Annotated in this window: 24 protein-coding genes and 1 other annotated feature; of the genes, 23 read left to right on the top strand and 1 reads right to left on the bottom strand. The window is 40.8% G+C overall.

All coding sequences use genetic code 11. The features are described from left to right. Position 1 precedes the first annotated feature (1 nt). The 12 genes from ACEQ1T_RS23960 (at position 2) to ftsZ (ending at position 12,071) form a co-directional block, all read left to right on the top strand. On the top strand, positions 2 to 451 hold the full coding sequence (locus ACEQ1T_RS23960; RefSeq protein ID WP_206836139.1) for a hypothetical protein: 450 nt from the start codon (positions 2 to 4) through the stop codon (positions 449 to 451). 2 nt (positions 452 to 453) lie between these two features. Beyond that, positions 454 to 1,428: a phospho-N-acetylmuramoyl-pentapeptide-transferase gene (gene mraY / locus ACEQ1T_RS23955; protein ID WP_113881859.1), complete on the top strand. Its 975-nt coding sequence runs from the start codon at positions 454 to 456 to the stop codon at positions 1,426 to 1,428. After that, positions 1,429 to 2,781, top strand: coding sequence for a UDP-N-acetylmuramoyl-L-alanine--D-glutamate ligase (gene murD, locus ACEQ1T_RS23950; RefSeq protein ID WP_370225076.1), 1,353 nt, complete (start codon positions 1,429 to 1,431; stop codon positions 2,779 to 2,781). Between the two features lie 170 nt (positions 2,782 to 2,951). After that, positions 2,952 to 4,052, top strand: coding sequence for a stage V sporulation protein E (gene spoVE, locus ACEQ1T_RS23945; protein WP_370225109.1), 1,101 nt, complete (start codon positions 2,952 to 2,954; stop codon positions 4,050 to 4,052). Positions 4,053 to 4,448: 396 nt separating this feature from the next. After that, entirely contained in the window at positions 4,449 to 5,552 is a 1,104-nt protein-coding gene (gene murG, locus ACEQ1T_RS23940) for an undecaprenyldiphospho-muramoylpentapeptide beta-N-acetylglucosaminyltransferase (protein ID WP_206836147.1), read from the top strand. 66 nt (positions 5,553 to 5,618) lie between these two features. Then, complete coding sequence (gene murB / locus ACEQ1T_RS23935) at positions 5,619 to 6,527, top strand: UDP-N-acetylmuramate dehydrogenase (protein ID WP_370225074.1); 909 nt, start codon at positions 5,619 to 5,621, stop codon at positions 6,525 to 6,527. 192 nt (positions 6,528 to 6,719) lie between these two features. Continuing rightward, positions 6,720 to 7,511 (top strand): FtsQ-type POTRA domain-containing protein, encoded by a 792-nt coding sequence (locus ACEQ1T_RS23930; RefSeq protein ID WP_206836152.1) that lies wholly within the window; start codon positions 6,720 to 6,722, stop codon positions 7,509 to 7,511. Beyond that, entirely contained in the window at positions 7,459 to 8,190 is a 732-nt protein-coding gene (locus ACEQ1T_RS23925; RefSeq protein WP_243508336.1) for a DUF881 domain-containing protein, read from the top strand. The genes ACEQ1T_RS23930 and ACEQ1T_RS23925 overlap by 53 nt, the downstream gene beginning before the upstream one ends. A gap of 74 nt (positions 8,191 to 8,264) precedes the next feature. Then, complete coding sequence (locus ACEQ1T_RS23920) at positions 8,265 to 8,996, top strand: DUF881 domain-containing protein (RefSeq protein WP_370225072.1); 732 nt, start codon at positions 8,265 to 8,267, stop codon at positions 8,994 to 8,996. Continuing rightward, on the top strand, positions 8,996 to 9,364 hold the full coding sequence (locus tag ACEQ1T_RS23915; protein ID WP_206836162.1) for a small basic family protein: 369 nt from the start codon (positions 8,996 to 8,998) through the stop codon (positions 9,362 to 9,364). The genes ACEQ1T_RS23920 and ACEQ1T_RS23915 overlap by 1 nt, the downstream gene beginning before the upstream one ends. A 124-nt stretch (positions 9,365 to 9,488) precedes the next feature. Continuing rightward, complete coding sequence (ftsA, locus tag ACEQ1T_RS23910; RefSeq protein WP_206836165.1) at positions 9,489 to 10,775, top strand: cell division protein FtsA; 1,287 nt, start codon at positions 9,489 to 9,491, stop codon at positions 10,773 to 10,775. Positions 10,776 to 10,925: 150 nt separating this feature from the next. Then, positions 10,926 to 12,071: a cell division protein FtsZ gene (ftsZ, locus tag ACEQ1T_RS23905; RefSeq protein WP_206836167.1), complete on the top strand. Its 1,146-nt coding sequence runs from the start codon at positions 10,926 to 10,928 to the stop codon at positions 12,069 to 12,071. A gap of 114 nt (positions 12,072 to 12,185) precedes the next feature. Here ftsZ and hmpA read toward each other — a convergent pair whose 3' ends face one another. Next, a complete protein-coding gene (hmpA, locus tag ACEQ1T_RS23900; protein ID WP_370225071.1) occupies positions 12,186 to 13,415 on the bottom strand; it encodes an NO-inducible flavohemoprotein in 1,230 nt (409 codons plus the stop codon). 403 nt (positions 13,416 to 13,818) lie between these two features. Here hmpA and spoIIGA point away from each other — a divergent pair, with 403 nt between their 5' ends. From spoIIGA to ileS, 11 genes are all read left to right on the top strand, one after another. Further along, positions 13,819 to 14,757, top strand: a complete 939-nt coding sequence (gene spoIIGA, locus ACEQ1T_RS23895) for a sigma-E processing peptidase SpoIIGA (protein WP_370225070.1) — start codon at positions 13,819 to 13,821, stop codon at positions 14,755 to 14,757. A gap of 44 nt (positions 14,758 to 14,801) precedes the next feature. Next, complete coding sequence (sigE, locus tag ACEQ1T_RS23890; protein WP_009330857.1) at positions 14,802 to 15,521, top strand: RNA polymerase sporulation sigma factor SigE; 720 nt, start codon at positions 14,802 to 14,804, stop codon at positions 15,519 to 15,521. Between the two features lie 167 nt (positions 15,522 to 15,688). Then, on the top strand, positions 15,689 to 16,468 hold the full coding sequence (gene sigG / locus ACEQ1T_RS23885; protein WP_026041699.1) for an RNA polymerase sporulation sigma factor SigG: 780 nt from the start codon (positions 15,689 to 15,691) through the stop codon (positions 16,466 to 16,468). Positions 16,469 to 16,561: 93 nt separating this feature from the next. Beyond that, positions 16,562 to 16,831 (top strand): YlmC/YmxH family sporulation protein, encoded by a 270-nt coding sequence (locus ACEQ1T_RS23880; protein ID WP_206836176.1) that lies wholly within the window; start codon positions 16,562 to 16,564, stop codon positions 16,829 to 16,831. A 69-nt stretch (positions 16,832 to 16,900) separates the two neighbouring features. Continuing rightward, positions 16,901 to 17,728 (top strand): peptidoglycan editing factor PgeF, encoded by an 828-nt coding sequence (pgeF, locus tag ACEQ1T_RS23875; RefSeq protein ID WP_370225068.1) that lies wholly within the window; start codon positions 16,901 to 16,903, stop codon positions 17,726 to 17,728. Then, the gene (locus tag ACEQ1T_RS23870) at positions 17,729 to 18,415 is read left to right on the top strand and encodes a YggS family pyridoxal phosphate-dependent enzyme (RefSeq protein WP_370225066.1); all 687 of its coding nucleotides are present in this window, start codon (positions 17,729 to 17,731) and stop codon (positions 18,413 to 18,415) included. It begins immediately after the preceding gene. Positions 18,416 to 18,419: 4 nt separating this feature from the next. After that, positions 18,420 to 18,863, top strand: a complete 444-nt coding sequence (locus tag ACEQ1T_RS23865; RefSeq protein WP_009330849.1) for a cell division protein SepF — start codon at positions 18,420 to 18,422, stop codon at positions 18,861 to 18,863. 6 nt (positions 18,864 to 18,869) lie between these two features. After that, on the top strand, positions 18,870 to 19,133 hold the full coding sequence (locus ACEQ1T_RS23860; RefSeq protein WP_009330847.1) for a YggT family protein: 264 nt from the start codon (positions 18,870 to 18,872) through the stop codon (positions 19,131 to 19,133). 65 nt (positions 19,134 to 19,198) lie between these two features. Continuing rightward, a complete protein-coding gene (locus ACEQ1T_RS23855) occupies positions 19,199 to 19,972 on the top strand; it encodes an RNA-binding protein (RefSeq protein WP_206836184.1) in 774 nt (257 codons plus the stop codon). Between the two features lie 143 nt (positions 19,973 to 20,115). Continuing rightward, positions 20,116 to 20,634, top strand: a complete 519-nt coding sequence (locus ACEQ1T_RS23850) for a DivIVA domain-containing protein (protein WP_206836186.1) — start codon at positions 20,116 to 20,118, stop codon at positions 20,632 to 20,634. A 51-nt stretch (positions 20,635 to 20,685) separates the two neighbouring features. Next, positions 20,686 to 20,948 (top strand) — a binding site (T-box leader). 94 nt (positions 20,949 to 21,042) lie between these two features. Further along, on the top strand, positions 21,043 to 23,629 hold a 2,587-nt coding region (gene ileS, locus ACEQ1T_RS23845; protein WP_370225063.1), incomplete at its 3' end, for an isoleucine--tRNA ligase.

Here is a 23,629-nt window from a genome sequence, read left to right as displayed (position 1 = left end):
AATGTATTTGACTTATCGGGATTTAGCGGAACTGTTTCCGGCCGTAAAAGGGATAAAGGATAGTGAGCTGGAATTTCATACGGTCGCTTCGTCCTCTTCCGCCCTGCAGCCAAAAGGTATTTATATTCCTTTTGGAGAGGCCGAAAATCTGAAAGAAGCTATTGAAAAAGGGGCTGTTGCTGCTCTCTGGCATGTGAATGCCGAGACGCCGGCATATACCCCGAATCATTTCCCTGTTTTTTATACAAACGACTTAACGAAAGGCTTAAAGGACATCATGAAATTATATATAGAAAAATTAAGCAAATCAGAAGAAAAGATGAACACAACTAATTTCCTTATTTCAGGTGAAAAAAGTCTTAAAGAAAACGAAGCAACATATGATATTGCTGTGATGGCTGAAAGATTAGCTGAAGCTGCAGGAAAAGCCAAGCAGGAAAGGAGGGGATAAGTATGATGGAGCAAGTTATTTTTTTCACAATATTGGCAGGCTTTTTAATTACTGTTTTGCTGTCTCCCATTTTTATTCCCTTCCTGAGAAGATTGAAATTCGGGCAGAGCATCCGTGAAGAGGGCCCTAAATCCCATCAGAAAAAGACAGGTACCCCGACAATGGGCGGAATCATGATTCTTCTTTCCGTTACGGTGACCACGTTGCTTATGACCGGAAAATTTTCAGAACCTACAGTGGAAACATATTTGCTGCTGCTGGTTACACTGGGCTTTGGACTTCTCGGTTTTCTTGATGACTTTATTAAAGTAGTATTAAAGCGCAACTTAGGTCTGACTTCAAAGCAAAAGCTTCTTGGCCAGATTATTATTTCTGTTATTTTTTATTTTGTTTTCAAGCAAAATGATTTTTCAACAGAAGTCCATATTCCGCTTACAGACATTTCGATTGATTTAGGCTGGGGATATGTTTTATTTATTATTTTCTGGCTGGTCGGATTTTCGAATGCTGTCAATCTGACAGATGGACTTGATGGACTTGTCTCCGGGACTGCTGCAATCGCTTTTGGAGCATTTGCAGTACTGGCTTGGAATCAATCTCAATTTGAAGTATCCATTTTTTCTGTAGCTGTAGTTGGAGCGGTATTGGGTTTCCTTGTCTTTAATGCCCATCCTGCAAAGGTGTTCATGGGAGACACAGGATCACTGGCTCTGGGTGGAGCTATTGCGACTATAGCCATCCTGACAAAACTTGAAATCATTCTGATTATTATCGGCGGTGTTTTTGTTATTGAAACTTTATCTGTTATTTTACAGGTAGCATCTTTTAAGACCACCGGGAAGCGGATCTTTCGTATGAGCCCGCTCCACCATCATTATGAATTGGTGGGCTGGTCAGAATGGCGGGTTGTCGTTACATTCTGGACCGTTGGCCTATTGTTTGCAATCTTAGGAATCTATATTGAGGTGTGGGTGTAAGTGAAAGAAGTCAATCGCTATCGACATAAAAAAATATTAGTGCTGGGTCTCGCAAAAAGCGGAGTGAGTGCAGCTTCCCTTTTACATAAGCTTGGAGCATTTGTGACTGTTAATGATTATAAGCCTCTTGCGGAAAATCCTGAAGCTCAAGGACTGCTTGAACAGGGGATTACGGTTATATGCGGGTGCCATCCAGTTGAACTTCTGGAAGAGGGGTTCGAGCTGATTGTAAAAAATCCGGGTATTCCTTACCAAAATCCAATGATAAAAGGAGCTCTTGAAAAGGGCATACCGGTTATTACAGAAGTGGAGCTTGCCTACCAGGTCTCTGATGCTCCTTTTATTGCGATTACAGGCACAAATGGAAAAACCACTACAACTACTCTTGTGTTTGAAATGCTTCAGGCAGGGAGCAAAATGCCGCTGATAGCAGGAAATATTGGTACAGTAGCTTCCGAGGTTGCCCAGACTGCTGCAGAAGAAAATAATATCGTGATTGAGCTTTCATCATTTCAGTTGATGGGTATTCAGGATTTCAGGCCGAGAATCGCCATTTTAACAAATTTATATGATGCTCATTTGGATTATCATGGCACTAGAGAAGAGTATCATGCAGCCAAAGAAAATATTACGATGAATCAGACTGAAAAGGATTATTTCATAGTCAATGCTGATCAAGATAAAGTAATGGAAGCCGCTGCACGGTCAAAGGCGGAAATAATACCTTTTTCAACTTCCAGAGTCCTGTCTGAAGGGGCATATGTCAAGGATGGCTGGATTTATTTTAATGATGAACAAGTGATGGAAAGAAAAGATGTTTCATTGCCGGGAGAGCACAATCTTGAGAATATCCTGTCCTCAGTGGCTGCAGCAAAGCTGACCGGTGTCGGGAATGAAGCCATAAGCCAGGTTCTAAGTTCGTTTACCGGAGTAAAGCACCGTCTGCAGTATGTAGGCGAATACCAGAGCAGGAAATTTTATAATGATTCTAAAGCAACGAACATTTTAGCAACGAAGAATGCAGTATCAGCATTTGATCAGCCTGTAATTCTTCTTGCAGGCGGTCTTGACCGCGGAAATGGCTTTGATGAACTCATCCCTTCTCTAAAAAAGGTAAAAGCTCTTGTAACCTTTGGTCAAACAGCTGAAAAGATTGAAAATGCAGCATTGGAAGCGGGAATAAAAACAGTTGAGCGTGTCGATAATGTGGAAAAAGCCGTACCTGCTGCCTTTAAACTTTCAGAGCCAGGAGATGTTATTCTGCTTTCTCCTGCTTGTGCAAGCTGGGACCAATATAAAACTTTTGAGGTTCGGGGAGACATGTTTATAGATGCGGTGCATAAGCTTAATTAAGGGCTCGTCTGCGGGACTATGGAAACGACAGCAAAGGCATACAACTGCTTCGCATGACATTTAGAGCGTTAAAAAGGAAAGTATTAAGACTGCCGGAAAACAGGTAAGTTTATTTTCAGCAGGAAACAGGTTCCTTGATAGCCCTAAAACTTGCATTCGAGGTGTTTTCGTTGCCGACCAAAAAAACCACTCCCGATTTTATATTAATGATCGTCACTTTTATGCTGCTTGCTGTAGGGTTGACTATGGTATATAGTGCAAGTGCAATTTGGGCAGATTATAAATTTGATGATTCTTTCTTTTTTGCGAAAAGGCAAATGCTTTTTGCCGGAGTTGGAATTATTGCAATGTTTTTTATCATGAATGTGGATTATTGGACCTGGAGAACCTGGGCAAAGGTCTTAATTATTGTCTGCTTTGTGCTTTTGCTCCTGGTGCTGATTCCAGGTATCGGAAATGTTCGAAATGGCTCGCGGAGCTGGATTGGCGTTGGAGCATTTTCAATTCAGCCTTCGGAGTTTATGAAGCTTGCCATGATTGTATTTATGGCAAAATTCCTCTCAGAAAAACAAAAGCTGATCACCTCTTTCAGAAAAGGTCTTGTTCCATCTTTAGGGCTTGTATTTTTAGCATTTGGATTAATAATGCTGCAGCCTGATTTAGGCACTGGAACTGTAATGGTTGGTACTTGCGTCGTAATGATTTTTATCGCGGGAGCGAGGATCAGCCACTTTGTCTGGTTTGGCGCTGCTGGCCTGGCCGGATTTGTGGCACTTGTTCTGTCAGCTCCTTACAGGATAAAGCGGATTACTTCATTTCTGGACCCATGGGAAGATCCTCTGGGCAGCGGTTTCCAGATTATCCAGTCCTTATATGCAATAGGGCCAGGAGGATTGTTTGGCCTTGGTCTGGTACAGAGCAGACAGAAGTTTTTTTATCTTCCAGAGCCGCAGACAGATTTTATTTTTGCCATTTTAGCGGAGGAATTGGGATTTATAGGCGGATCTTTTGTCCTTTTATTATTTGCACTTCTGTTATGGCGCGGCATCCGCATAGCGCTTGGCGCTCCGGATTTATATGGGAGTTTCCTGGCTGTTGGGATCATAGCAATGGTTGCTATACAGGTAATGATTAATATCGGGGTTGTAACAGGTCTGATGCCTGTTACTGGCATCACACTTCCGTTTCTGAGCTACGGGGGATCCTCATTGACACTGATGCTCATGGCTATAGGGGTTCTGCTTAATATAAGCAGATATGCAAGGTACTAGCGCATTTTATAACATGCATTTTGGAAACCCTGTGAAGCAGGGTTTCTTTTTTGGAGAATAAGAAAGTTTAAAATTTTGTACGTCGATAACTGTTTAGCGCAAGCAGCCTGCCCGGGGATGGGCAAGGCGCTTCCGCTTTTCTTAGAAGATACAATATATCCAGCATTCAAGAATTATCAAACTTCTTTGCAATTTTGCACATTATTACATTTCTTTAACATTATGATGTACGTTCCTATCTATTTGTTTTGAATATAGTAGAATAGGGAAAAGAGGGGAGTGTTTTCCGCTCGCAAGCTTGATGACGTTCACTAAATCTGAAAGCTTTGTATATAATTAGTGGCAGAAAAAATAAAGCTTTCTTTGTTAATAAGATTCTTTTTTTGAGGTGAAAGAATGAAAATTGCTGTTAGCGGCGGCGGAACTGGCGGGCATATATATCCGGCACTTGCGCTTATAAGACAAATCCAGAAAGAACATAAAGATGCCGAATTTCTATATATCGGAACTGAAAAGGGGCTTGAAAATTCGATTGTCAATCGTGAAAATATCCCTTTTAAATCAATACATATAACTGGTTTTAAAAGAAAAATTTCTTTTGAAAATGTTAAAACTGTTTTAAGGTTCCTGAAAGGCGTTCGCGATAGTAAAAAGATCCTTAAGAAATTTAATGCGGATGTCGTAATCGGCACGGGCGGATATGTTTGTGGTCCTGTCGTATATGCCGCTTCAAAGCTTGGCATCCCAACCATTATTCATGAGCAAAACAGCGTCCCGGGATTAACCAATAAGTTTTTAAGCAGATATGTTGATAAAATCGCAGTCTGTTTTGAAGAAGCAAAGGCTTTTTTTCCGGAAACTAAAACAGTCATGACAGGGAATCCGCGCGCATCAGAAGTTCTGGGACAGGATGGGATCAGAGGAAGACTATCAGCAGGGTTAAAAACCGGTGTCCCTGCTGTGTTAATTTTTGGAGGGAGCAGAGGGGCAAGGCCAATTAATGATGCAGTTCTAAAAACTCTGGCTGAGCTGGGTGAAAAGCCTTATCAGGTTCTATATATTACAGGGGATGTCCATTATGAGGATGTACAAAAAGAAGTAGTACTGGTCGGAAGCCCTGAAAATGTAATGATTAAACCATTTATTCACAATATGCCAGAAGTGCTGGCCGGAGCAGACCTCGTCGTATCACGTGCGGGAGCCACCACTTTGGCAGAGATCACCTCTTTAGGAATACCGAGCATTTTAATCCCAAGCCCATATGTTACAAACAACCATCAGGAGAAAAATGCAAAAGCGCTAAGCGACCATGGTGCTGCAGAATTATTGCTTGAAAAAGAGTTAACAGGCAAAAAGCTTATTGACAGCATCGACCGAATCATCCTAGATAAAGAAAAGATGAGTAACATGAAGGAAGCTTCGAAAAAACTTGGAATACGTGATGCATCAAATAGGCTTTATACAGTAATGGCCGAATTGGTTTCAAATAATGGGAAGTAGCCCTGAATAGTAAATTTGCATAGAATAAATAAATTTAGGTTGAAATCAATAGAAAGGGAGGTAAATATGGACGAATTTATCAGCAAGCTTAGAGAGTTAAACATCGGAACAGTTAAAGAAAATGAGCCGATGGCTAACCATACAACAATGAAAATTGGCGGACCCGCCGATTTGTTTATTGAGCCTTCTTCCATAGAAAACCTGGCAAAAGCGATGGAATTGATCCATCGCTATGAACTGAAATGGAGAGCAATTGGAAGAGGATCTAATTTGCTCGTATCTGATGGAGGCATAGAAGGTGTGGTCATTAAATTAGGCCGGGGCATGGATCACCTGGATCTTAATGAAACGGAGCTAAGGGCAGGCGGCGGTTATTCATTGGTTGCCCTCTCCACAATTATCAGCAAAAAAGGCTTGTCAGGTCTCGAATTTGCCAGCGGGATTCCCGGGTCTGTAGGCGGAGCAGTTTACATGAACGCTGGTGCTCACGGTTCTGATATTTCACAAATCCTGACCAAGGCACATGTCCTTTTTGAGGATGGGAAGATGGAGTGGCTCACGAATGAAGAAATGACATTTTCTTATAGAACATCCGTCCTTCAAACGAAGCGTCCAGGGATTGTTCTTGAGGCCGTTTTCCGGCTTACAGAGGGAGACCGGGAGAGAATATCCTCTGCAATGCAGAGGAATAAGGACTATAGGAAGGAAACCCAGCCCTGGAACTTCCCATGTGCAGGCAGTATTTTCCGTAACCCGCTTCCAGAATATGCTGGCCAGCTTATTGAAAAAGCCGGCATGAAGGGGCATTCCATCGGCGGTGCGCAAATTTCAAATATGCATGGAAATTTCATCGTGAATGCAGGAGATGCCAAAGCGGAAGATGTACTTGCTCTTATCCAGCATATTAAGGATACAATCTTTGATTTGTACGGAGTAAAAATTGAGACAGAAGTGGAAATAATCGGTCGAAAGTAACGGGGAATAATACCTTACGGATACCATTTATTGTGATATAATAATTTATTAGATAACAGTAAATGTAGTAAAAACGGCATGGCTCACATGCCGTTCTCTTCCCTAATTTGGTATTGCATAAGTTGTGCTGGGACAAGCTGCTAAATTGTTGTAATACATTGTCCTTGCGCTTTTCTTAATGGGGTGATAAAAGTGGAGAAAAGTAAGGTTGTCTCGCTGGAGGATCGAATACCGAAGCTTAAACAGCAAAGAAAGAAGAAAGCGAACAGAAGACTGATCTTTTTGCTGCTGCTTTTTTTCTCGCTGATTGTTTTAGTTATTTATTTTCAATCGCCCTTAAGCCATATTAAACAAATCAAGGTTTCCGGCAATTCAATTTATGATAATGAAGAAATTATTCAAATCAGCGGTGTTACTGAAAAAACAAATATTTGGAAGGTTGACGAAGAGGGCATTGAGGGTAAGCTTAAAGAGCTGCCTGAAATAAAATCTTCAAGTGTTAAAGTTCAGCTGCCAAGCACAATTAACATACAGGTAGATGAACTGAAGCGCATTGCCTACATAGCGAAAGAGAAGCACTATCTTCCTGTTATGGAGAATGGGAGCATATTAAAGGATGAAAAAGTTGCGGAGATCCCTGTCAACGCTCCTATCCTCAATGACTTTTCTGAGGGTGACATCCTTGATATGATGATTGGAGAGCTTGAATCACTGCCTGAAGAGGTGTTAAATTCGATTTCCGAAATCCATCATTCTCCTAAAAAAACTGATTCCAACCATATTACTTTGTATATGAATGATGGTTTTGAAGTCAGTGCTACTTTAAGAAGTTTTTCAGAAAAAATGGCACACTATCCTTCTATCATAAGCCAGCTGGATCCCGAGAAAAAAGGAATCATCGACCTGGAAGTAGGCTCTTATTTTAAAGCTTATGAAACAGAGGGAGCTGAAGAAGTTGAAAAAGAAAATGAAGGTGAAGGGTAATCATGTAATATTCTCCCTGGTGTTTCTAGTACTGGGTTACATGATGGCATTTTCCTATCACCTTACACAGGGAGAAGAAGAAAAGCCGGCACTAAGCGGAAAACAGTGGGAAAGAGATTTGGAACTTCGTAATCAGCTTGTTGAACTGGAGGAAAAAAACAGAGCTCTTCAAAAAGAATTAAATACAAAACAGGAAAACGTTCTTGATATTGAAAAAGAGCTTTCACAGGAAGCGCAAGTTTATTTTAATCTTGCTGAGGATGCTGAGAAATATAGGATGCATCTTGGCAAAGTAAAAGTAAAGGGCTCAGGAGTGGAAGTCACTCTGGCAGATGGTGACTACGATCCGGATGAAGATAATATTAACAACTATATCGTCCATGAACACCATGTCTTTAAGGTGATTAATGAACTCTATATTTCGGGTGCTTCCGCAGTTGCCATAAATGGCCAACGACTATCGCACAGTTCCTATATTGTTTGCAATGGACCTGTAATAGAAGTTGACGGCTACCAGCATCCTGCCCCTTTTGTCATTACTGCCATTGGTGATGCCGAGGTGCTTTCTTCTGCTCTGAACCTGACAGGCGGAGTAAAAGACACATTGGTAGATGAAAATATCCAATTCACATTAGAGAAAAAGGGCGAAATCATCATGGAACCATTACTGGGTTCGTAAAGCCAAACCAGCATTTGTATATAGTAAAATTTGTCCACAGAATAATTTATTCGGGAAAGCAAGGTGGAATGAAAGTGGACAGCAATAAGAAATTCAGCTTTACCTTTATAACAGTTGTAATTGGCTTTATGATTGCCATACAGTTTCAAACAGTTAAGGAACCGGCTGTACGTGATACAAGGGATACCTGGCAGCTTAGAGCTGATATCCTTAAGGAAAAGGAACTGCAATTAAAACTTTTGCGTGAAATCAGTTCAAATGAAGAAAAAATTGCCCAATATGAAACAAAGCGCAAACAAAGCAAAGAGCAGGTGCTTCGCGATACGCTGGAGGAACTAAAAATGGAAGCCGGATTAAGTGAAGTGACGGGACCAGGCATAATCATAAGCATTGAACCGGTACATGAGGAGCTTCTTCTGGGCAAGCAGGCTGATTCTGTTTCCCCGGATTTGCTCAAGCGCCTTGTCAACGAGTTAAATATGTATGATGCCCAGCACATTTCCATTGGAGGAAGAAGGATCATCAACACTACTGTCATAAGGGATATTAACAGAGAAACCATGATAGACGGTTATGCCTTAAATCGCCTGCCTATTGAAGTGAAAGTAATAACTGAGAATGTCCAATCTGCGGAGAAGCTTTTTAATCGCATGCAAGTATCAAATTCTGCTGAAGAATTTTTCATTGATAATTTGCGGGTAAAGGTGGAAAAATCTGCAGAGCCTATCACGATTCCTTCATATGACGAGGCATTGAGAATCAGATATATGGAGCCTGTGAAACCTGAAGAAGGAGGCAAATCATAATGTGGCTTCCCGTATTAGGATTGATCATAGGTGTGATACTAGGACTTATGACAGAAATAAAAGTGCCGGATGAATACTCGAATTATCTTTCCATTGCTGTTCTTGCGGCATTGGATACTCTATTCGGCGGGATCAGGGCACAGCTTCAAAATATTTATGATGAAAAAGTTTTCGTTTCCGGTTTCTTTTTTAACATCCTGCTGGCAGCAAGTTTAGCTTTTCTGGGTGTCCATCTTGGTGTAGACTTGTACTTAGCAGCAGTATTTGCTTTTGGGGTCAGACTATTCCAAAATATTGCCGTCATCAGAAGAATTTTAATCGCAAAATGGTCCCAAAACAGAGAAAAAACAGAAAAAAATGATATTTAAAAAAGGGAAAATATTAGTTTTGACGAATAATTTTATAGATAAACTAACTTATTAAATCACGCAACAGCAAAAAAATGATTGTTGTTCAATAATCGTAATTGCAAAAAAAAGGAGGTGCCAGAGAATGAACAGCAATGAAATATATGTTAGTCTTGACATCGGTACATCCAGTGTAAAAGTAATCATTGGGGAAATGGTCAATGACTCTTTAAATATTATTGGTGTTGGCAATGTACATTCAGAAGGGTTACGCAAGGGGTCCATTGTTGATATAGACGAAACCGTTCATTCTATTAAAAAGGCAATCGAACAGGCTGAGAGAATGATAGGAATGGAGATAAAAAATGTGATTGTAGGAATTACCGGCAATCATGTTATGCTTCAGCCATCCCATGGTGTTGTTGCAGTCTCGAGTGAAAATAGGGAAATTACAGACGAAGATGTTGCTAGAGTTATAGACGCGGCACAAGTTGTATCAATCCCGCCGGAAAGAGACATCATTGATGTCATTCCAAAACAGTTTATCGTTGACGGATTGGACGAGATCAGTGATCCCCGCGGAATGATTGGTGTGCGGCTGGAAATGGAAGGCACCATTATTACAGGATCGAAAACGATTTTACATAACACCCTGCGCTGTGTTGAACGCGCTGGCCTTGAAATCATGGATATTACACTTCAGCCACTGGCAGCAGGTGCATTCGCTTTATCAAAGGATGAGAAAAGTCTAGGAGTTGCACTTGTTGATATCGGCGGCGGCTCCACAACCATTGCCATATTTGAAAATGGGTCTTTAAAGGCAGCCAGTGTTCTACCTGTAGGGGGAGACCATATCACAAAAGACTTATCCATCGGACTCCGCACATCTACAGAAGATGCAGAAAAAATCAAAACAAAGTATGGCTATGCGTTTTATGACCATGCATCTGAAGATGAGGTATTCAGTGTTCCCATCATCGGAAGCGATCAGCACCAGCAATTTAATCAGCTGGAAATATCAGATATTATAGAAGCACGCATGGAAGAGATTTTTGATCTTATCCAGCACGAAGTGAAACGTCTTGGAGCAAAAGATCTTCCAGGGGGCTATGTATTATCTGGAGGCGTAGCGAATACACAGGGAATCCTTGAACTGGCACAGGATGTTTTCCAAAATAGAGTCCGCATCGCAATTCCTGATTATATTGGCGTGAGGGAGCCGCAGTATACGACTGCTGTTGGATTGATTAAGTTCGCGTATAAAAATGCTAAAATACAGGGCAGAAAAATGGAACAGCCAGTGACTGTCCCTGAAGCAAAAGAAAAACGAGTGCAAAAACCGCAACCGCAACCGAAAACAAAGCCGGAAAAACAGCCGGAAGAAAAAATCACATCAAGAGTTAAAAAGTTCCTCGGATACTTTTTCGAATAACTTGATTTGATTCGCAAGGGTTAGGGAAACGGAATCAAAAGCCATTCGGCGGATAGAAAAAAGCACTGAAAAACCATTTTGGGAGTGCGAATAAAAAAGCGAATCAAAAAAGGTGTTCTTAGGAATATCGACGAATTAGGAGGATTAGTCATGTTGGAATTTGATACAAATTTGGATTCATTAGCAACTATAAAAGTCATCGGCGTTGGAGGCGGCGGTAACAATGCAGTAAACAGAATGATTGAGCATGGTGTTCAAGGCGTTGAGTTTATTGCTGTTAACACGGATGCTCAGGCGCTGAATTTATCAAAAGCAGAAGTGAAAATGCAAATCGGAGGCAAACTTACAAGGGGACTAGGAGCTGGTGCCAACCCAGAGGTAGGTAAAAAAGCTGCAGAAGAAAGTAAAGAGCAGGTAGAAGAAGCATTGAAGGGTGCGGATATGGTCTTCGTCACAGCTGGAATGGGAGGAGGAACTGGAACAGGGGCGGCTCCAGTAATCGCCCAGATTGCACGAGATTTAGGAGCTCTGACTGTTGGTGTTGTTACGCGCCCATTCACTTTTGAAGGCCGTAAGCGATCCACTCAGGCAGCCGGCGGTATTGCTGCTATGAAGGAAGCGGTTGATACACTGATCGTCATTCCTAATGACAGGCTATTGGAAATCGTGGATAAAAGCACTCCGATGCTTGAAGCATTCCGTGAAGCGGATAACGTTCTGCGCCAGGGTGTTCAGGGTATTTCCGACTTGATTGCTGTTCCGGGATTAATTAACCTCGACTTTGCAGATGTAAAGACAATCATGTCCAATAAAGGTTCTGCACTTATGGGTATTGGTGTCGCTGCAGGAGAAAACCGTGCAGCAGAAGCTGCGAAAAAGGCGATTTCATCACCTTTGCTTGAAACATCAATTGATGGTGCACAAGGCGTCTTAATGAATATCACTGGCGGCTCAAATCTAAGCCTGTATGAAGTACAGGAAGCAGCTGACATTGTTGCTTCTGCTTCAGATCAGGATGTGAATATGATCTTCGGTTCCGTTATTAATGAAAACCTTAAAGATGAGATTGTTGTAACGGTCATTGCGACTGGATTTAATGAAGAAGTGATCCAGCCTAAGCCATTAAGGCCAACTTTCGGACAGCCTAAATCTTCTCCAGGCATGGGAGCTCCTATGAAGCGTGAGCAAAAGAGAGAGGAAGCTCCGCAAGAACCTGTGAGAAGCAGCCAATCTCAACAGCCTGAAGAAACTTTGGATATCCCGACGTTCCTCCGCAACCGCAACCGCAGAAGATAATATTTGATGTAAAAAACCCTTGGAATCAACTCGATTCCAAGGGTTTTTTACAATTTTCATCAGGTTTTTACATAAATAAGCATGGCTCAAAGTTTGGGCCATGCTTATTTATATTTATACAGTCTGAGTTTCCTTTAATTGCATAGAAGGCCCAAAGAATTCGTAGCGGATATTTTCCTTCTGGAAGCCTGCCTCAAGCAATGCCTCGTACATTGCCTGCATAAAAGGAACTGGCCCGCACATATAAACCATACTATCTTTATTAGGCACTATCATGTTTATCCATTCTGAAGTAATATAACCATCCTTGCTGTAGATTTTTTCGACTTTATCCTCTTCTGTTGGACTTTCATAACAGAAATATGTCTTTACCAATGGATTCTTTTTTTCAATTTCCTGTACTTCCTCTGAAAATGCATGTACTTTCCCGTTGAGTGCAGAATGAACAAAAATTGTTTCATGCTTTACTCCTGTTGCATCAAGATGACACAGCATGCTGTGCATTGGTGTAATGCCTACCCCGCCGCTAAGCAGAACAACAGGACTATCCATTTTATCCAGAACGAATTCTCCAGCAGGAGCACTGATCTCTATACGGTCGCCTTCTTTCAGTTCATTGTGAAGATAGCTGGAAACCTTTCCGTCCGGCTTTTCAGAATTACCTTCTTCTTTCTTTACAGAAATTCGGTAATAAGATTTTTCCGGAGAGTCGGATAGGCTATATTGGCGGATATGTGTATATTCTTCTCCTGGAATTGTTAATTTCACACTAATGTACTGGCCCGGAAGGTAGCTGGAAATATTTCCTCCATCTTCAGGTGTAAAATAGAAGGAAGTAATTACATCACTTTCTTTCTCCTTTTTTGCAACAGTAAATGTTCTGAAGTCATCCCAGCCTCCTGGCTTCTCTGCGGCATCAACATAAAGGCTCCTTTCTAATCCGATGAATGCATCCGCAATCACACCATATGCTTTCATCCAGGCATCAATAATTTCTTCGGTAGCAGCTTCTTTTAGCACTTCCTTGATTGCAAGAATTAAATGTTCTCCAACAATCGGATAATGTTCAGGCTTAATGCCTAAAGATCGGTGCTTATGAGCAATTTGTGTGACAACCGGGAGAATAGCTTCCAGGTTATCGATATATTTTGCAGCAGCATATATTGAGTTTGCCAGAGCTTTTTGCTGACGGCCCTGTTTTTGATTAGCATGATTAAAGATGTTCAGCAGTTCAGGGTGATTTGTAAACATTAACTTATAAAAGGTTTTCGTTATATCTTCGCCATGTTTTTCAAGTACAGGTACAGTACTTTTAATAATTTCAATTGTTTTTGTGTCCAGCATAACAGCAAAACTCCTTCTTATTATTTTCACTGTCATTATAGTTGATATAGAAAACAAAAAATGTGATATAAATCACACCCAGCGAAAAAATGAAGGAGCAAAAAAAAAAAATTTAATGACAAAATCCGTTGGGAATAGGGAAAATTTCTATCTTTTTGCATACAGAAAGCGACACACTTCCTTTACTGAAATGCGCTATACTTTTTTCTAACAGAATCATAACACTTTTATTATACGAGAGAATTTAACCTTAAAGTCAATCTATCAAATGCTGAATTTGAAGAGGAAACCAAAAGAATAACTTTATCTTTGATAACTGTCTAGCTCCAGCGCCTGCCCCCTCAAGGTCACTTGTCGGCGGTGGGCAAGGCGGTTGCACTTTTCTACTAAAGGGGGAAGATAATTGACGGTCTATTTGGATATTATCTGGGCGTTAAATTTTATGTTTGACAGCCTTCTCCTTTATTTAACAGCCATAATACTAAAAAGAGAAATCAGGCTTTGGAGGATTTTTGCAGGCGGCTTAATAGGATCAATCATCATTTTATTAGTATTTACACCATTTAATGAATATTCAGGCCATCCGGTCACTAAATTATTATTCTCGGTTGCAATGGTATTGGCTGTTTTTGGCTTTAAGCGTTTGCGCTACTTTCTAAAAGGGCTCATGACTTTTTATTTTGCTACTTTTTTAGTTGGAGGCTCCTTAATAGGCATTCATTATTTTGTTAATTTTGATTTTCAGCTTTCTTCATCCGTCATGCTGGCCAGTGTTAAAGGCTTTGGTGATCCAATCAGCTGGCTGTTTGTTCTTCTTGGGTTTCCTCTTGCCTGGCATTTCTCAAAAAGAAACGTTGAAGGAATTGAGATGACAAAAATTCAGTATGACTCACTAATTAAGGTGCGTGTTGTCATCAATGAAACAGAATACCGTTTCAAAGGCCTGATTGACAGCGGCAACCAGTTATATGATCCCATATCGAAAATGCCGGTGATGTTTATATCCATTAAAGACAGGCTTGACGAGTTCCCGCCTGAAATTATTAAAATGGCAGGGCAGCCAGAAGATATCATCATGGGCAATGATTCAATTGGCGGAGATTGGGAGCATAAAATGAGGGTCATTCCATGTAAGGTTGTTGGACAAGAACACCAATTGATTATAGGATTTAAGCCTGACTGCATTTTCCTTGAAAAAGAGAATGAAATAATAGAAGCGGAGCGTGGATTAGTTTCCTTTTCCATGCAGCAGCTTTCTGCCGACGATGCGTTTCAGTGCATCGTTCACCCTAAGATGCTTACAGGTACAAGTACAATGAAGCCGGATGCAAAGGTAAGTTAATATACTATACTCTGCAAAAACATAATTTAGAAGGAGGACAAATCATGAAAAAGTTAAAACTTCGCTTATCCTACTATTGGTATAAATTATTGATTAAGCTGGGGATTAAAACAGATGAAGTATATTATATAGGCGGCAGCGAAGCACTACCTCCTCCACTCAGTAAGGAAGAAGAAGAAATGCTTCTGATTAAGCTTCCAAAAGGAGATAAAGCTGCAAGATCCATATTAATTGAAAGAAATCTGCGTCTTGTTGTATATATCGCCAGAAAGTTTGAAAATACTGGCATCAATATAGAGGACTTAATCAGCATTGGAACCATTGGGCTTATTAAAGCTGTAAATACGTTTAATCCAGAGAAAAAAATCAAGCTGGCTACATATGCATCCCGCTGTATCGAGAATGAAATACTAATGTATTTAAGAAGGAATAATAAAATCCGTTCTGAAGTTTCCTTTGATGAACCTTTAAATATCGATTGGGATGGCAATGAACTGCTTCTATCCGATGTGCTTGGCACTGAGGATGACATTATCACAAAAGATCTCGAAGCAAATGTTGATAAAAAGCTGCTGTTAAAGGCATTGCATCAGCTTTCAGATCGGGAAAAACAAATAATGGAACTTAGATTTGGCCTCGGATCGGGTGAAGAAAAAACTCAGAAGGACGTGGCAGATATGCTGGGTATTTCCCAGTCCTATATTTCTCGTCTGGAAAAACGAATAATAAAAAGACTAAAAAAAGAATTTAATAAGATGGTTTAGAATTTAAACAGGAATAATTTTTTTACAAAATTTTGCAAGGAGAAAACCTAGTGTTTATGATGCTTTGACCGATTCCCCATCCGGCAGTTGAATTTGCCGGTGCATATTTTTCCTTTCCAAGGAGATACTGTTTTTTGTACAGCAGCTCCTTTGAGGAGGGAAATGGATTGACTCGAAATAAAGTAGAAATTTGCGGTGTTGATACTTCAAAGCTTCCAGTTTTAAAAAACGAAGAAATGAGAGAGCTCTTCAAGCAAATGCATAAGGGGGATATTACCGCACGGGAAAAACTCGTCAACGGCAATTTGCGTCTCGTATTAAGTGTGATTCAGCGTTTTAATAATAGAGGCGAATTTGTTGATGACCTTTTCCAGGTCGGCTGTATCGGTCTAATGAAATCTATTGATAATTTTGATCTAAGTCAAAACGTTAAGTTTTCCACCTATGCAGTTCCGATGATCATTGGGGAAATACGCAGGTATCTGCGTGATAATAACCCGATCCGCGTATCGCGTTCATTAAGGGACATTGCTTATAAAGCTCTGCAAGTAAGAGAACGCTTAATGAGCAAAACATCAAGAGAGCCTACAGCGGAAGAAATAGCAAAAGAGCTGGATGTGCCTCATGAAGAAATCGTTTTTGCATTGGATGCGATTCAGGATCCTGTCTCCTTATTTGAACCGATTTATAATGATGGCGGGGATCCGATCTATGTGATGGATCAGCTGAGCGATGAACGGAACAAAGATATTCAATGGATTGAAGAGATAGCGCTAAAAGAGGGAATGAGAAGACTGAATGAACGGGAAAAACTGATTCTTAGAAAACGCTTCTTCCAGGGCAAAACTCAAATGGAAGTGGCCGAGGAAATCGGCATTTCCCAGGCTCAAGTCTCACGGCTTGAAAAAGCGGCAATCAAACAAATGAATAAAAATATTCAAAGCTAGCAGCCAATTTGGCTGCTTTTTATTTTTACAAACATTTTTCCTATAGGGGCAAACATATATTGAATAAGAACATAAATTGGGAGTGAAGTGTCGATGGTGAAAATATCTGAATTTCAAATGAAGGATGTTGTAAATGTAGCTGACGGCAAAAAGCTTGGAAATATTGGGGATATAGATATTAATATAAATACAGGGAAAATTGAAGCCGTTATAATCGGAGGAGCAGGGAAAGTGTTGGGTTTTTTTGGGAGAGATGCTGATATTGTCATACCGTGGAAAAATATTATAAAAATTGGTGAAGATGTCATACTGGTCCGCTATCAGGATGCGAGTGAGCCAAAATATATTGAGGAGGAAGCATAGGAGTTGTTAATGGTGTCATCACTGCCTGCCTTGTGGTAAACTATAGAAAAATATGATGGGGTTAATCTGATGGAACCATTTTCTTTAAAAACTGAAGAGTATTTTGTCATAAAAGAGTGGGCGGATCGTTTTCCTAATATTACGGCCGGTTTTACAACTAAAAATGGCGGATGCAGCCGTAAAGAATACAAAACGCTTAATGTAGGATTGCATGTGAACGACAGCTATGAAGCAGTCAGCCGAAATCGGCAGCATGTGGCTGACTTGCTTGAATTTTCTCATGAAAAGTGGGTTGGTGCTGAACAAACTCATGAAATAAATATAAAAAAAGTTACCAGAAATGATAAAGGGAAAGGTGCACTAATTTACGAGGATTCCTTTTCTGGTACTGACGGGTTTTTCACTTATTCTAAAGATGTCATGCTGACCCTCTGTTATGCGGATTGTGTGCCGCTTTACTTTTTGCATGAAAAGACAGGAGCCATAGGTATGGCACATGCAGGCTGGAAAGGTACTGTCGGGGGGATTGGGAGGAAGATGGCTGAGCTATTTGCAAAAGAAGGAATGGACATAAGTGAGGTTCAGGCTGTAATTGGCCCTTCCATTTGCGGAAATTGTTATATAGTTGATGATCGTGTTATTTCAAAAGTGCAAAAAATACTAGAAGATGTCGATATAAAGCCATATAATCAAATTAGTGACAATCAATTCCAGCTTGATTTGAAGGAACTAAACCGGACAATTCTGATAAATGCAGGAATTCCTCATGAAAATATCATGATTACTGATTATTGCACAAGCTGTCATGAAAACTATTTTTTCTCCCACAGAAGAGATAGAGGAAGTACAGGCAGAATGATGAGCTTTATTGGCTGGAAGGAGGAAGACGGAAGCTAAATGAGAGTAGAAGAAAATTTAAAGCAAATTGAGTCAGCTATTCAGGAAGCGTGCATGAAGGCCAACCGTAAGCCCGAAGAAATTACCCTCATTGCTGTTACTAAGTACGTATCAGCGGAAAGGGCACAAGAAGCCCTTGAAACAGGTATTGTTCATTTAGGTGAAAACAGAGATGAAGGACTCCTTGCCAAGTGGGATGTGTTAAAGGACAAGCCAACCTGGCATTTTATTGGTACGCTGCAAACGCGCAAAGTGAAAAATATAATTGATAAAGTGGATTATATCCATTCACTGGACAGGCTTTCCCTCGCGAAGGAAATCGACAAGCGGGCGGATCGAAAGATAAATTGTTTTGTTCAGGTTAATGTCTCAGGAGAAGAGTCGAAACAGGGGATAAATCCTGAAGAGGTAGCTGACTTTATTTCATGCCTGGCAGATTATAAAAATCTCAATATCATCGGCCTTATGACAATGGCACCTCTTTCATCAGACGAGGATTTGCTTCGTTCCTGTTTCCGTAAGCTTAAAGACATGCAAACAAAGGTAAAAGATCTGGGATTTGATTTTGCTCCTTGTACTGAGCTTTCAATGGGCATGTCCAATGATTTTTCCCTGGCAATTGAAGAAGGTGCCACAATGGTGAGGATTGGTACTGCTTTAGTAGGCCAAAAGAGTCAGGAGGTTTGATAAAATGAGTATAAAATCAAAATTTAAAACATTTTTCTTCCTGGATGATGAATATGACTATAAGGAAGAGGAAATCATCGAAGAAGAAAGAGAGCCGGTGAAGCAGGTGCAAAAGCAGCAGCCAGTTCAAAAACAGAACATCGTCAGCCTCCAAAGTGTGCAGAAATCTTCTAAAGTAGTTCTTGTTGAACCGCGTGTCTATGCAGAGGCACAGGATATTGCGGATCAGCTGAAAAACAGAAGAGCTGTTGTTGTCAATCTGCAGAGAATAGAAAAAGATCAGGCAAAGCGGATTGTTGACTTCCTAAGCGGAACCGTTTATGCCATTGGCGGAGATATTCAAAAGATTGGAACTGATATTTTTCTATGTACACCTGACAATGTTGAGGTATCAGGAAACATCTCTCAGCTGATGAAAGAACAAGAATTAGAAAATACGAGGTGGTAGCATTTAATGGAATTAGTATTTGGAATATTGTCATCTGCAATTTATTATTACTCGTGGGCACTGATTATTTATATTCTGCTGTCCTGGTTCCCTAATGCCAGGGAATCAGCTTTTGGCCAGTTTCTTGCAAGGATTTGTGAACCTTACCTTGAGCCTTTCCGCAAAATCATTCCTCCGCTTGGAATGATTGATATTTCTCCAATTGTGGCTATCTTAGTTTTGCGATTTGCCACTGGAGGATTACAGCAGCTTTTTTATTGGATATCATAAGGTCTACAAACAGGGCTATCAAAATGGCCCTTTTTTATTTGCTTAAAATGGAGGTTTACTTAAAAATGACCATTTATCAGCACTTCCGACCGGAAGAAAAAGAATTTATTGACCAGGTTCTTAACTGGAAAGATCTTGTAGAAAATACATATGCACCAAAGCTTACTGATTTTCTTGATCCAAGGGAGCAGCAAATCCTTAAAAGCGTTATTGGACAGGATTCCGGAATCTTATTTTCTTTATTTGGGGGAACCCCAGATGCAGAGAGAAGGAGAGCCCTGATATTTCCGGATTACTATGAAAGCGATGAGAGCGATTTTCAAATTCGGCTGTTTGAACTGGTATATCCTATAAAGTTTGTCACCATAGAACACCCGCAAGTCCTGGGAAGTCTAATGTCTTTGGGGCTAAAAAGAGGGAAGTTCGGTGATATCCTTTTTGAAGATGACAGAATCCAGTTTTTTGCAGCACAGGAAATTGAAGATTACATCAGCCTGCAGCTGCAGTCGATTGGCAGGGCTTCCGTATCGCTGAAAAAACAGCCTTTTTCAGAGGCGATCCAATCAGCAGAAGTGTGGAAAGAAAGCTCCATCACCTCTTCATCCCTGAGATTGGACACAATCATCTCTGCCATCTACAACATCTCAAGACAAAAATCCCAGCTCTATATTCAACAGGGACTAGTCAAAGTCAATTGGACGCAAATAGAAAACCCCTCATTTGAATGCCAGCAAAGCGACATCATATCAGTCAGGGGACAGGGCCGTTCCAAAATCATAGAAATAGATGGAAAAACAAAAAAGGACAAATGGAGGATTATTGCTGGGAGGCAGAGATAGCAATTTATTTTTTATAAAATTGAAGGAATTTGAAACAACCTGTCGAATAAATAATCAAAAGACTACGGAGTCTGCTATAATGAAAATGAACCAGCAGGCTCAAACCAATTACATAAGATCAACAGACCTGGGAGGTGGCACACATGCCATTAACACCGTTGGATATTCATAACAAGGAATTCAGCAAAGGATTCCGCGGGTATGATGAAGATGAAGTAAACGAATTCCTTGACCAGATCATCAAAGACTATGAAATCCTGATCAGGGAAAAAAAAGAACTTGAAGAAAAGCTTAATGATACGAACGAACGCATAGGCCACTTTACCACAATTGAAGAAACACTTAATAAATCGATTGTGGTTGCACAGGAAGCAGCAGAGGATGTAAAGCGCAATGCCCATAAAGAAGCGAAGCTAATCATTAAAGAAGCTGAAAAGAATGCTGACAGAATTGTGAACGAATCCCTATCCAAAGCGAGAAAAATCGCGCTGGATATTGAAGATTTAAAGAAACAGTCTAAAGTATTCCGGACACGTTTCAAAATGCTTGTTGAAGCACAGCTGGATATGCTGAACAACGATGATTGGGATCATTTAATGGAATATAAGCTGGATTCCACTGAACTTAAATCATTAAGAGAAGAAGAAGAATCACTGGCTTGACGAAAGCTGGAAATATCGCATATAATTTTAAAACAAAGTAAAATACGATGTTTATCAACAATGAGAGGGACAGTACAGACTTTTCAAAGCTTATGAACAGAATGGATACTCACTCTGTAAGCGAGCCGGGGATGGTGGAAGCCCGGGTATAAGCAAAAGCTGGAAAATCACCCTTGAGTTCCTTGCCGAACATACAACCATCAGTAGGCCAAGGCGGATCATTCACGTTAAGAATTCTTTGAGCGGATGAAATTTAATCATATTTCATCTACAAGGGTGGTACCGCGGGAGAATATAACCTTCTCGTCCCTTTTTGGGATGAGAAGGTTTTTTGTATTTTTCTGTGGTTTTTCTCAGCTCTCATTGGCTATCATGGTATTTAATGAGTTACAAACAGGAGGCAAAGGAATGGATTACAAAGATAGTTTATTAATGCCAAAAACAGAATTCCCAATGCGCGGCAATCTTCCAAAGCGCGAACCTGAAATTCAGGCAAAATGGGAAGAAATGAATATTTATGAAAAGGTCCAGGAACGGACAAAAGGCCGTCCGATGTTTGTACTGCATGATGGTCCTCCATATGCAAATGGCGACATCCACATCGGCCATGCGCTGAACAAAATCCTAAAGGATTTCATCGTACGCTCTAAGTCAATGACTGGCTTTAATGCTCCATATGTTCCTGGCTGGGATACACATGGTCTCCCAATTGAGCAGGCTTTGACAAACAAAGGCGTAAAGCGTAAAGAAATGAGTGTTGCTGAGTTCCGCAAGCTTTGTGAAGAATACGCATATGAGCAGATTGACAGCCAGCGCAGCCAATTTAAGCGCTTAGGAGTCCGCGGTGATTGGGAGAACCCATACATCACTCTGAAGCCGGAGTACGAAGCTCAGCAAATTAAAGTATTTGGGGAGATGGCGAAAAAAGGCTATATCTATAAAGGGAAAAAGCCTGTTTATTGGTCTCCGTCATCTGAATCAGCTTTAGCAGAAGCAGAAATTGAATACAAAGATAAGCGTTCACCGTCCATCTATGTAGCATTTAAAGTAAAAGATGGCAAAAATGTATTGGATCAAGATACACATATTGTTATCTGGACTACTACTCCTTGGACCATTCCGGCAAACCTCGGAATTTCAGTTCATCCGGACCTTACCTATAGTGTAGTTGAGGCAAACGGCAAAAAGTTTATGGTTGCTGAAGATTTACTGGCTTCAGTGGCTAAAGAGTTTGAATGGGAAGACTATAAAGTTGTTCAATCAGTAAAAGGGACAGAGCTTGAGAATGTAGTTGCCGAACATCCCCTTTATGGCCGTGATTCCCTTGTCATGCTGGGTGAACATGTTACAACTGATGCTGGTACGGGATGTGTTCATACTGCTCCTGGCCATGGGGAAGACGATTTCCATGTTGGCATGAAGTACGGGTTGGACGTATTATGCCCGGTTGATGATAAAGGAAACATGACTAGTGAAGCACCTGGCTTTGAAGGTTTATTCTATGATGCAGCCAATAAGCCGATTACTGAAAAACTTGAGGAAGCTGGGGCTTTATTAAAACTTACTTTTATTACTCACTCTTATCCGCATGACTGGAGAACAAAAAAACCAGTTATTTTCCGTGCTACTGCCCAATGGTTTGCATCCATTAAAGATTTCCGCAATGAACTTTTGGAAGCTGTTAAGGAAACTAATTGGTATCCTGCGTGGGGAGAGACAAGACTATTTAACATGGTCCGGGACCGCGGTGATTGGTGTATTTCCCGCCAGCGTGTATGGGGCGTGCCAATTCCTGTTTTTTATGCGGAAAATGGGGAAGAGATTATCACAGATGAAACCATTGAACATGTATCCAACCTTTTCCGTGAAGATGGTTCGAACATCTGGTTCGAGAGAGAAGCGAAAGAACTGCTGCCTGAAGGGTTCACACATCCGGGAAGCCCGAATGGCTTGTTTACAAAAGAAACGGATATCATGGACGTTTGGTTCGATTCCGGTTCTTCCCATCAGGCAGTTCTTTTAGAGCGCGACGACTTGCAGCGTCCTGCAGATTTATACCTTGAAGGGTCGGACCAATACCGAGGCTGGTTTAACTCTTCACTTTCAACTGCAGTAGCAGTGACAGGAAAAGCACCTTATAAAGGTGTGCTGAGCCACGGGTTCACACTTGATGGTGAAGGAAGAAAAATGAGTAAATCCATTGGAAACGTAGTGGTACCGGCAAAAGTCATGAACCAGCTTGGTGCTGACATTCTGCGCTTATGGGTAGCTTCAGTAGATTATCAGGCTGATGTCCGTGTATCTGATGCTATTCTGAAGCAGGTTGCAGAAGTGTATAGAAAGATCCGTAATACGTTCAGGTTTTTGCTTGGAAATCTGGATGATTTTAACCCGGCAACAGACTCGGTTTCATTTGAAAGCCTGCGTGAAGTTGACCAGTTTATGCTGGTTAAGCTGAACAAACTGATCAAGAATGTTCGCGAGTCTTATGACCGCTATGAATTTGCCAGCATCTACCATGCAGTAAATAATTTCTGTACATTGGACCTTAGTGCATTCTATCTTGATTTTGCAAAAGATGTCCTATACATTGAAGCGAAAGATAATGCAGAACGCCGTGCTATCCAAACTGTTTTATATAAGAGCCTGATTGCTCTGACAAAACTGGTTGCACCTATACTTTCCCATACTTCAGATGAAGTTTGGAGCTTTATTCCGAATGTGAAGGAAGTAAGTGTACAATTGACGGATATGCCTGAATATCAAGAGCTTCCGAACGCAAAGCAGCTGGAAGAAAAGTGGACTGCATTCATGAAGCTTCGCAATGATGTTCTTAAAGCATTGGAAGAAGCACGTAATGAAAAGGTGATTGGCAAATCTCTGACTGCAAAAGTAACCCTTTATGTAAACGATCAAGCAAAGAGCCTTCTGGAGTCAATTCAGGAAAATCTTCAGCAGATCTTTATCGTTTCTGGATTTGAAGTAGCAGGCGGCC

The organism is Cytobacillus sp. (assembly GCF_964223445.1).
Lineage (GTDB): Bacteria > Bacillota > Bacilli > Bacillales > Cytobacillaceae > Cytobacillus.
The sequence above is the reverse complement of the archived record's forward strand: the minus strand, read 5'-3'. Positions and strand labels throughout refer to the sequence as shown.

Bases quoted from the DNA above. Each gene is read 5' to 3' on its own strand.
- ACEQ1T_RS23960 (WP_206836139.1), top strand. From the start codon at position 2: ATGTATTTGACTTATCGGGATTTAGCGGAACTGTTTCCGGCCGTAAAA.
- mraY (WP_113881859.1), top strand. From the start codon at position 454: ATGATGGAGCAAGTTATTTTTTTCACAATATTGGCAGGCTTTTTAATT.
- murG (WP_206836147.1), top strand. From the start codon at position 4,449: ATGAAAATTGCTGTTAGCGGCGGCGGAACTGGCGGGCATATATATCCG.
- murB (WP_370225074.1), top strand. From the start codon at position 5,619: ATGGACGAATTTATCAGCAAGCTTAGAGAGTTAAACATCGGAACAGTT.
- ACEQ1T_RS23925 (WP_243508336.1), top strand. From the start codon at position 7,459: ATGAAACAGAGGGAGCTGAAGAAGTTGAAAAAGAAAATGAAGGTGAAG.
- ACEQ1T_RS23915 (WP_206836162.1), top strand. From the start codon at position 8,996: ATGTGGCTTCCCGTATTAGGATTGATCATAGGTGTGATACTAGGACTT.
- ftsA (WP_206836165.1), top strand. From the start codon at position 9,489: ATGAACAGCAATGAAATATATGTTAGTCTTGACATCGGTACATCCAGT.
- ftsZ (WP_206836167.1), top strand. From the start codon at position 10,926: ATGTTGGAATTTGATACAAATTTGGATTCATTAGCAACTATAAAAGTC.
- hmpA (WP_370225071.1), bottom strand. From the start codon at position 13,415: ATGCTGGACACAAAAACAATTGAAATTATTAAAAGTACTGTACCTGTA.
- sigE (WP_009330857.1), top strand. From the start codon at position 14,802: ATGAAAAAGTTAAAACTTCGCTTATCCTACTATTGGTATAAATTATTG.
- ACEQ1T_RS23880 (WP_206836176.1), top strand. From the start codon at position 16,562: ATGGTGAAAATATCTGAATTTCAAATGAAGGATGTTGTAAATGTAGCT.
- pgeF (WP_370225068.1), top strand. From the start codon at position 16,901: ATGGAACCATTTTCTTTAAAAACTGAAGAGTATTTTGTCATAAAAGAG.
- ACEQ1T_RS23870 (WP_370225066.1), top strand. From the start codon at position 17,729: ATGAGAGTAGAAGAAAATTTAAAGCAAATTGAGTCAGCTATTCAGGAA.
- ACEQ1T_RS23865 (WP_009330849.1), top strand. From the start codon at position 18,420: ATGAGTATAAAATCAAAATTTAAAACATTTTTCTTCCTGGATGATGAA.
- ACEQ1T_RS23860 (WP_009330847.1), top strand. From the start codon at position 18,870: ATGGAATTAGTATTTGGAATATTGTCATCTGCAATTTATTATTACTCG.
- ACEQ1T_RS23855 (WP_206836184.1), top strand. From the start codon at position 19,199: ATGACCATTTATCAGCACTTCCGACCGGAAGAAAAAGAATTTATTGAC.
- ACEQ1T_RS23850 (WP_206836186.1), top strand. From the start codon at position 20,116: ATGCCATTAACACCGTTGGATATTCATAACAAGGAATTCAGCAAAGGA.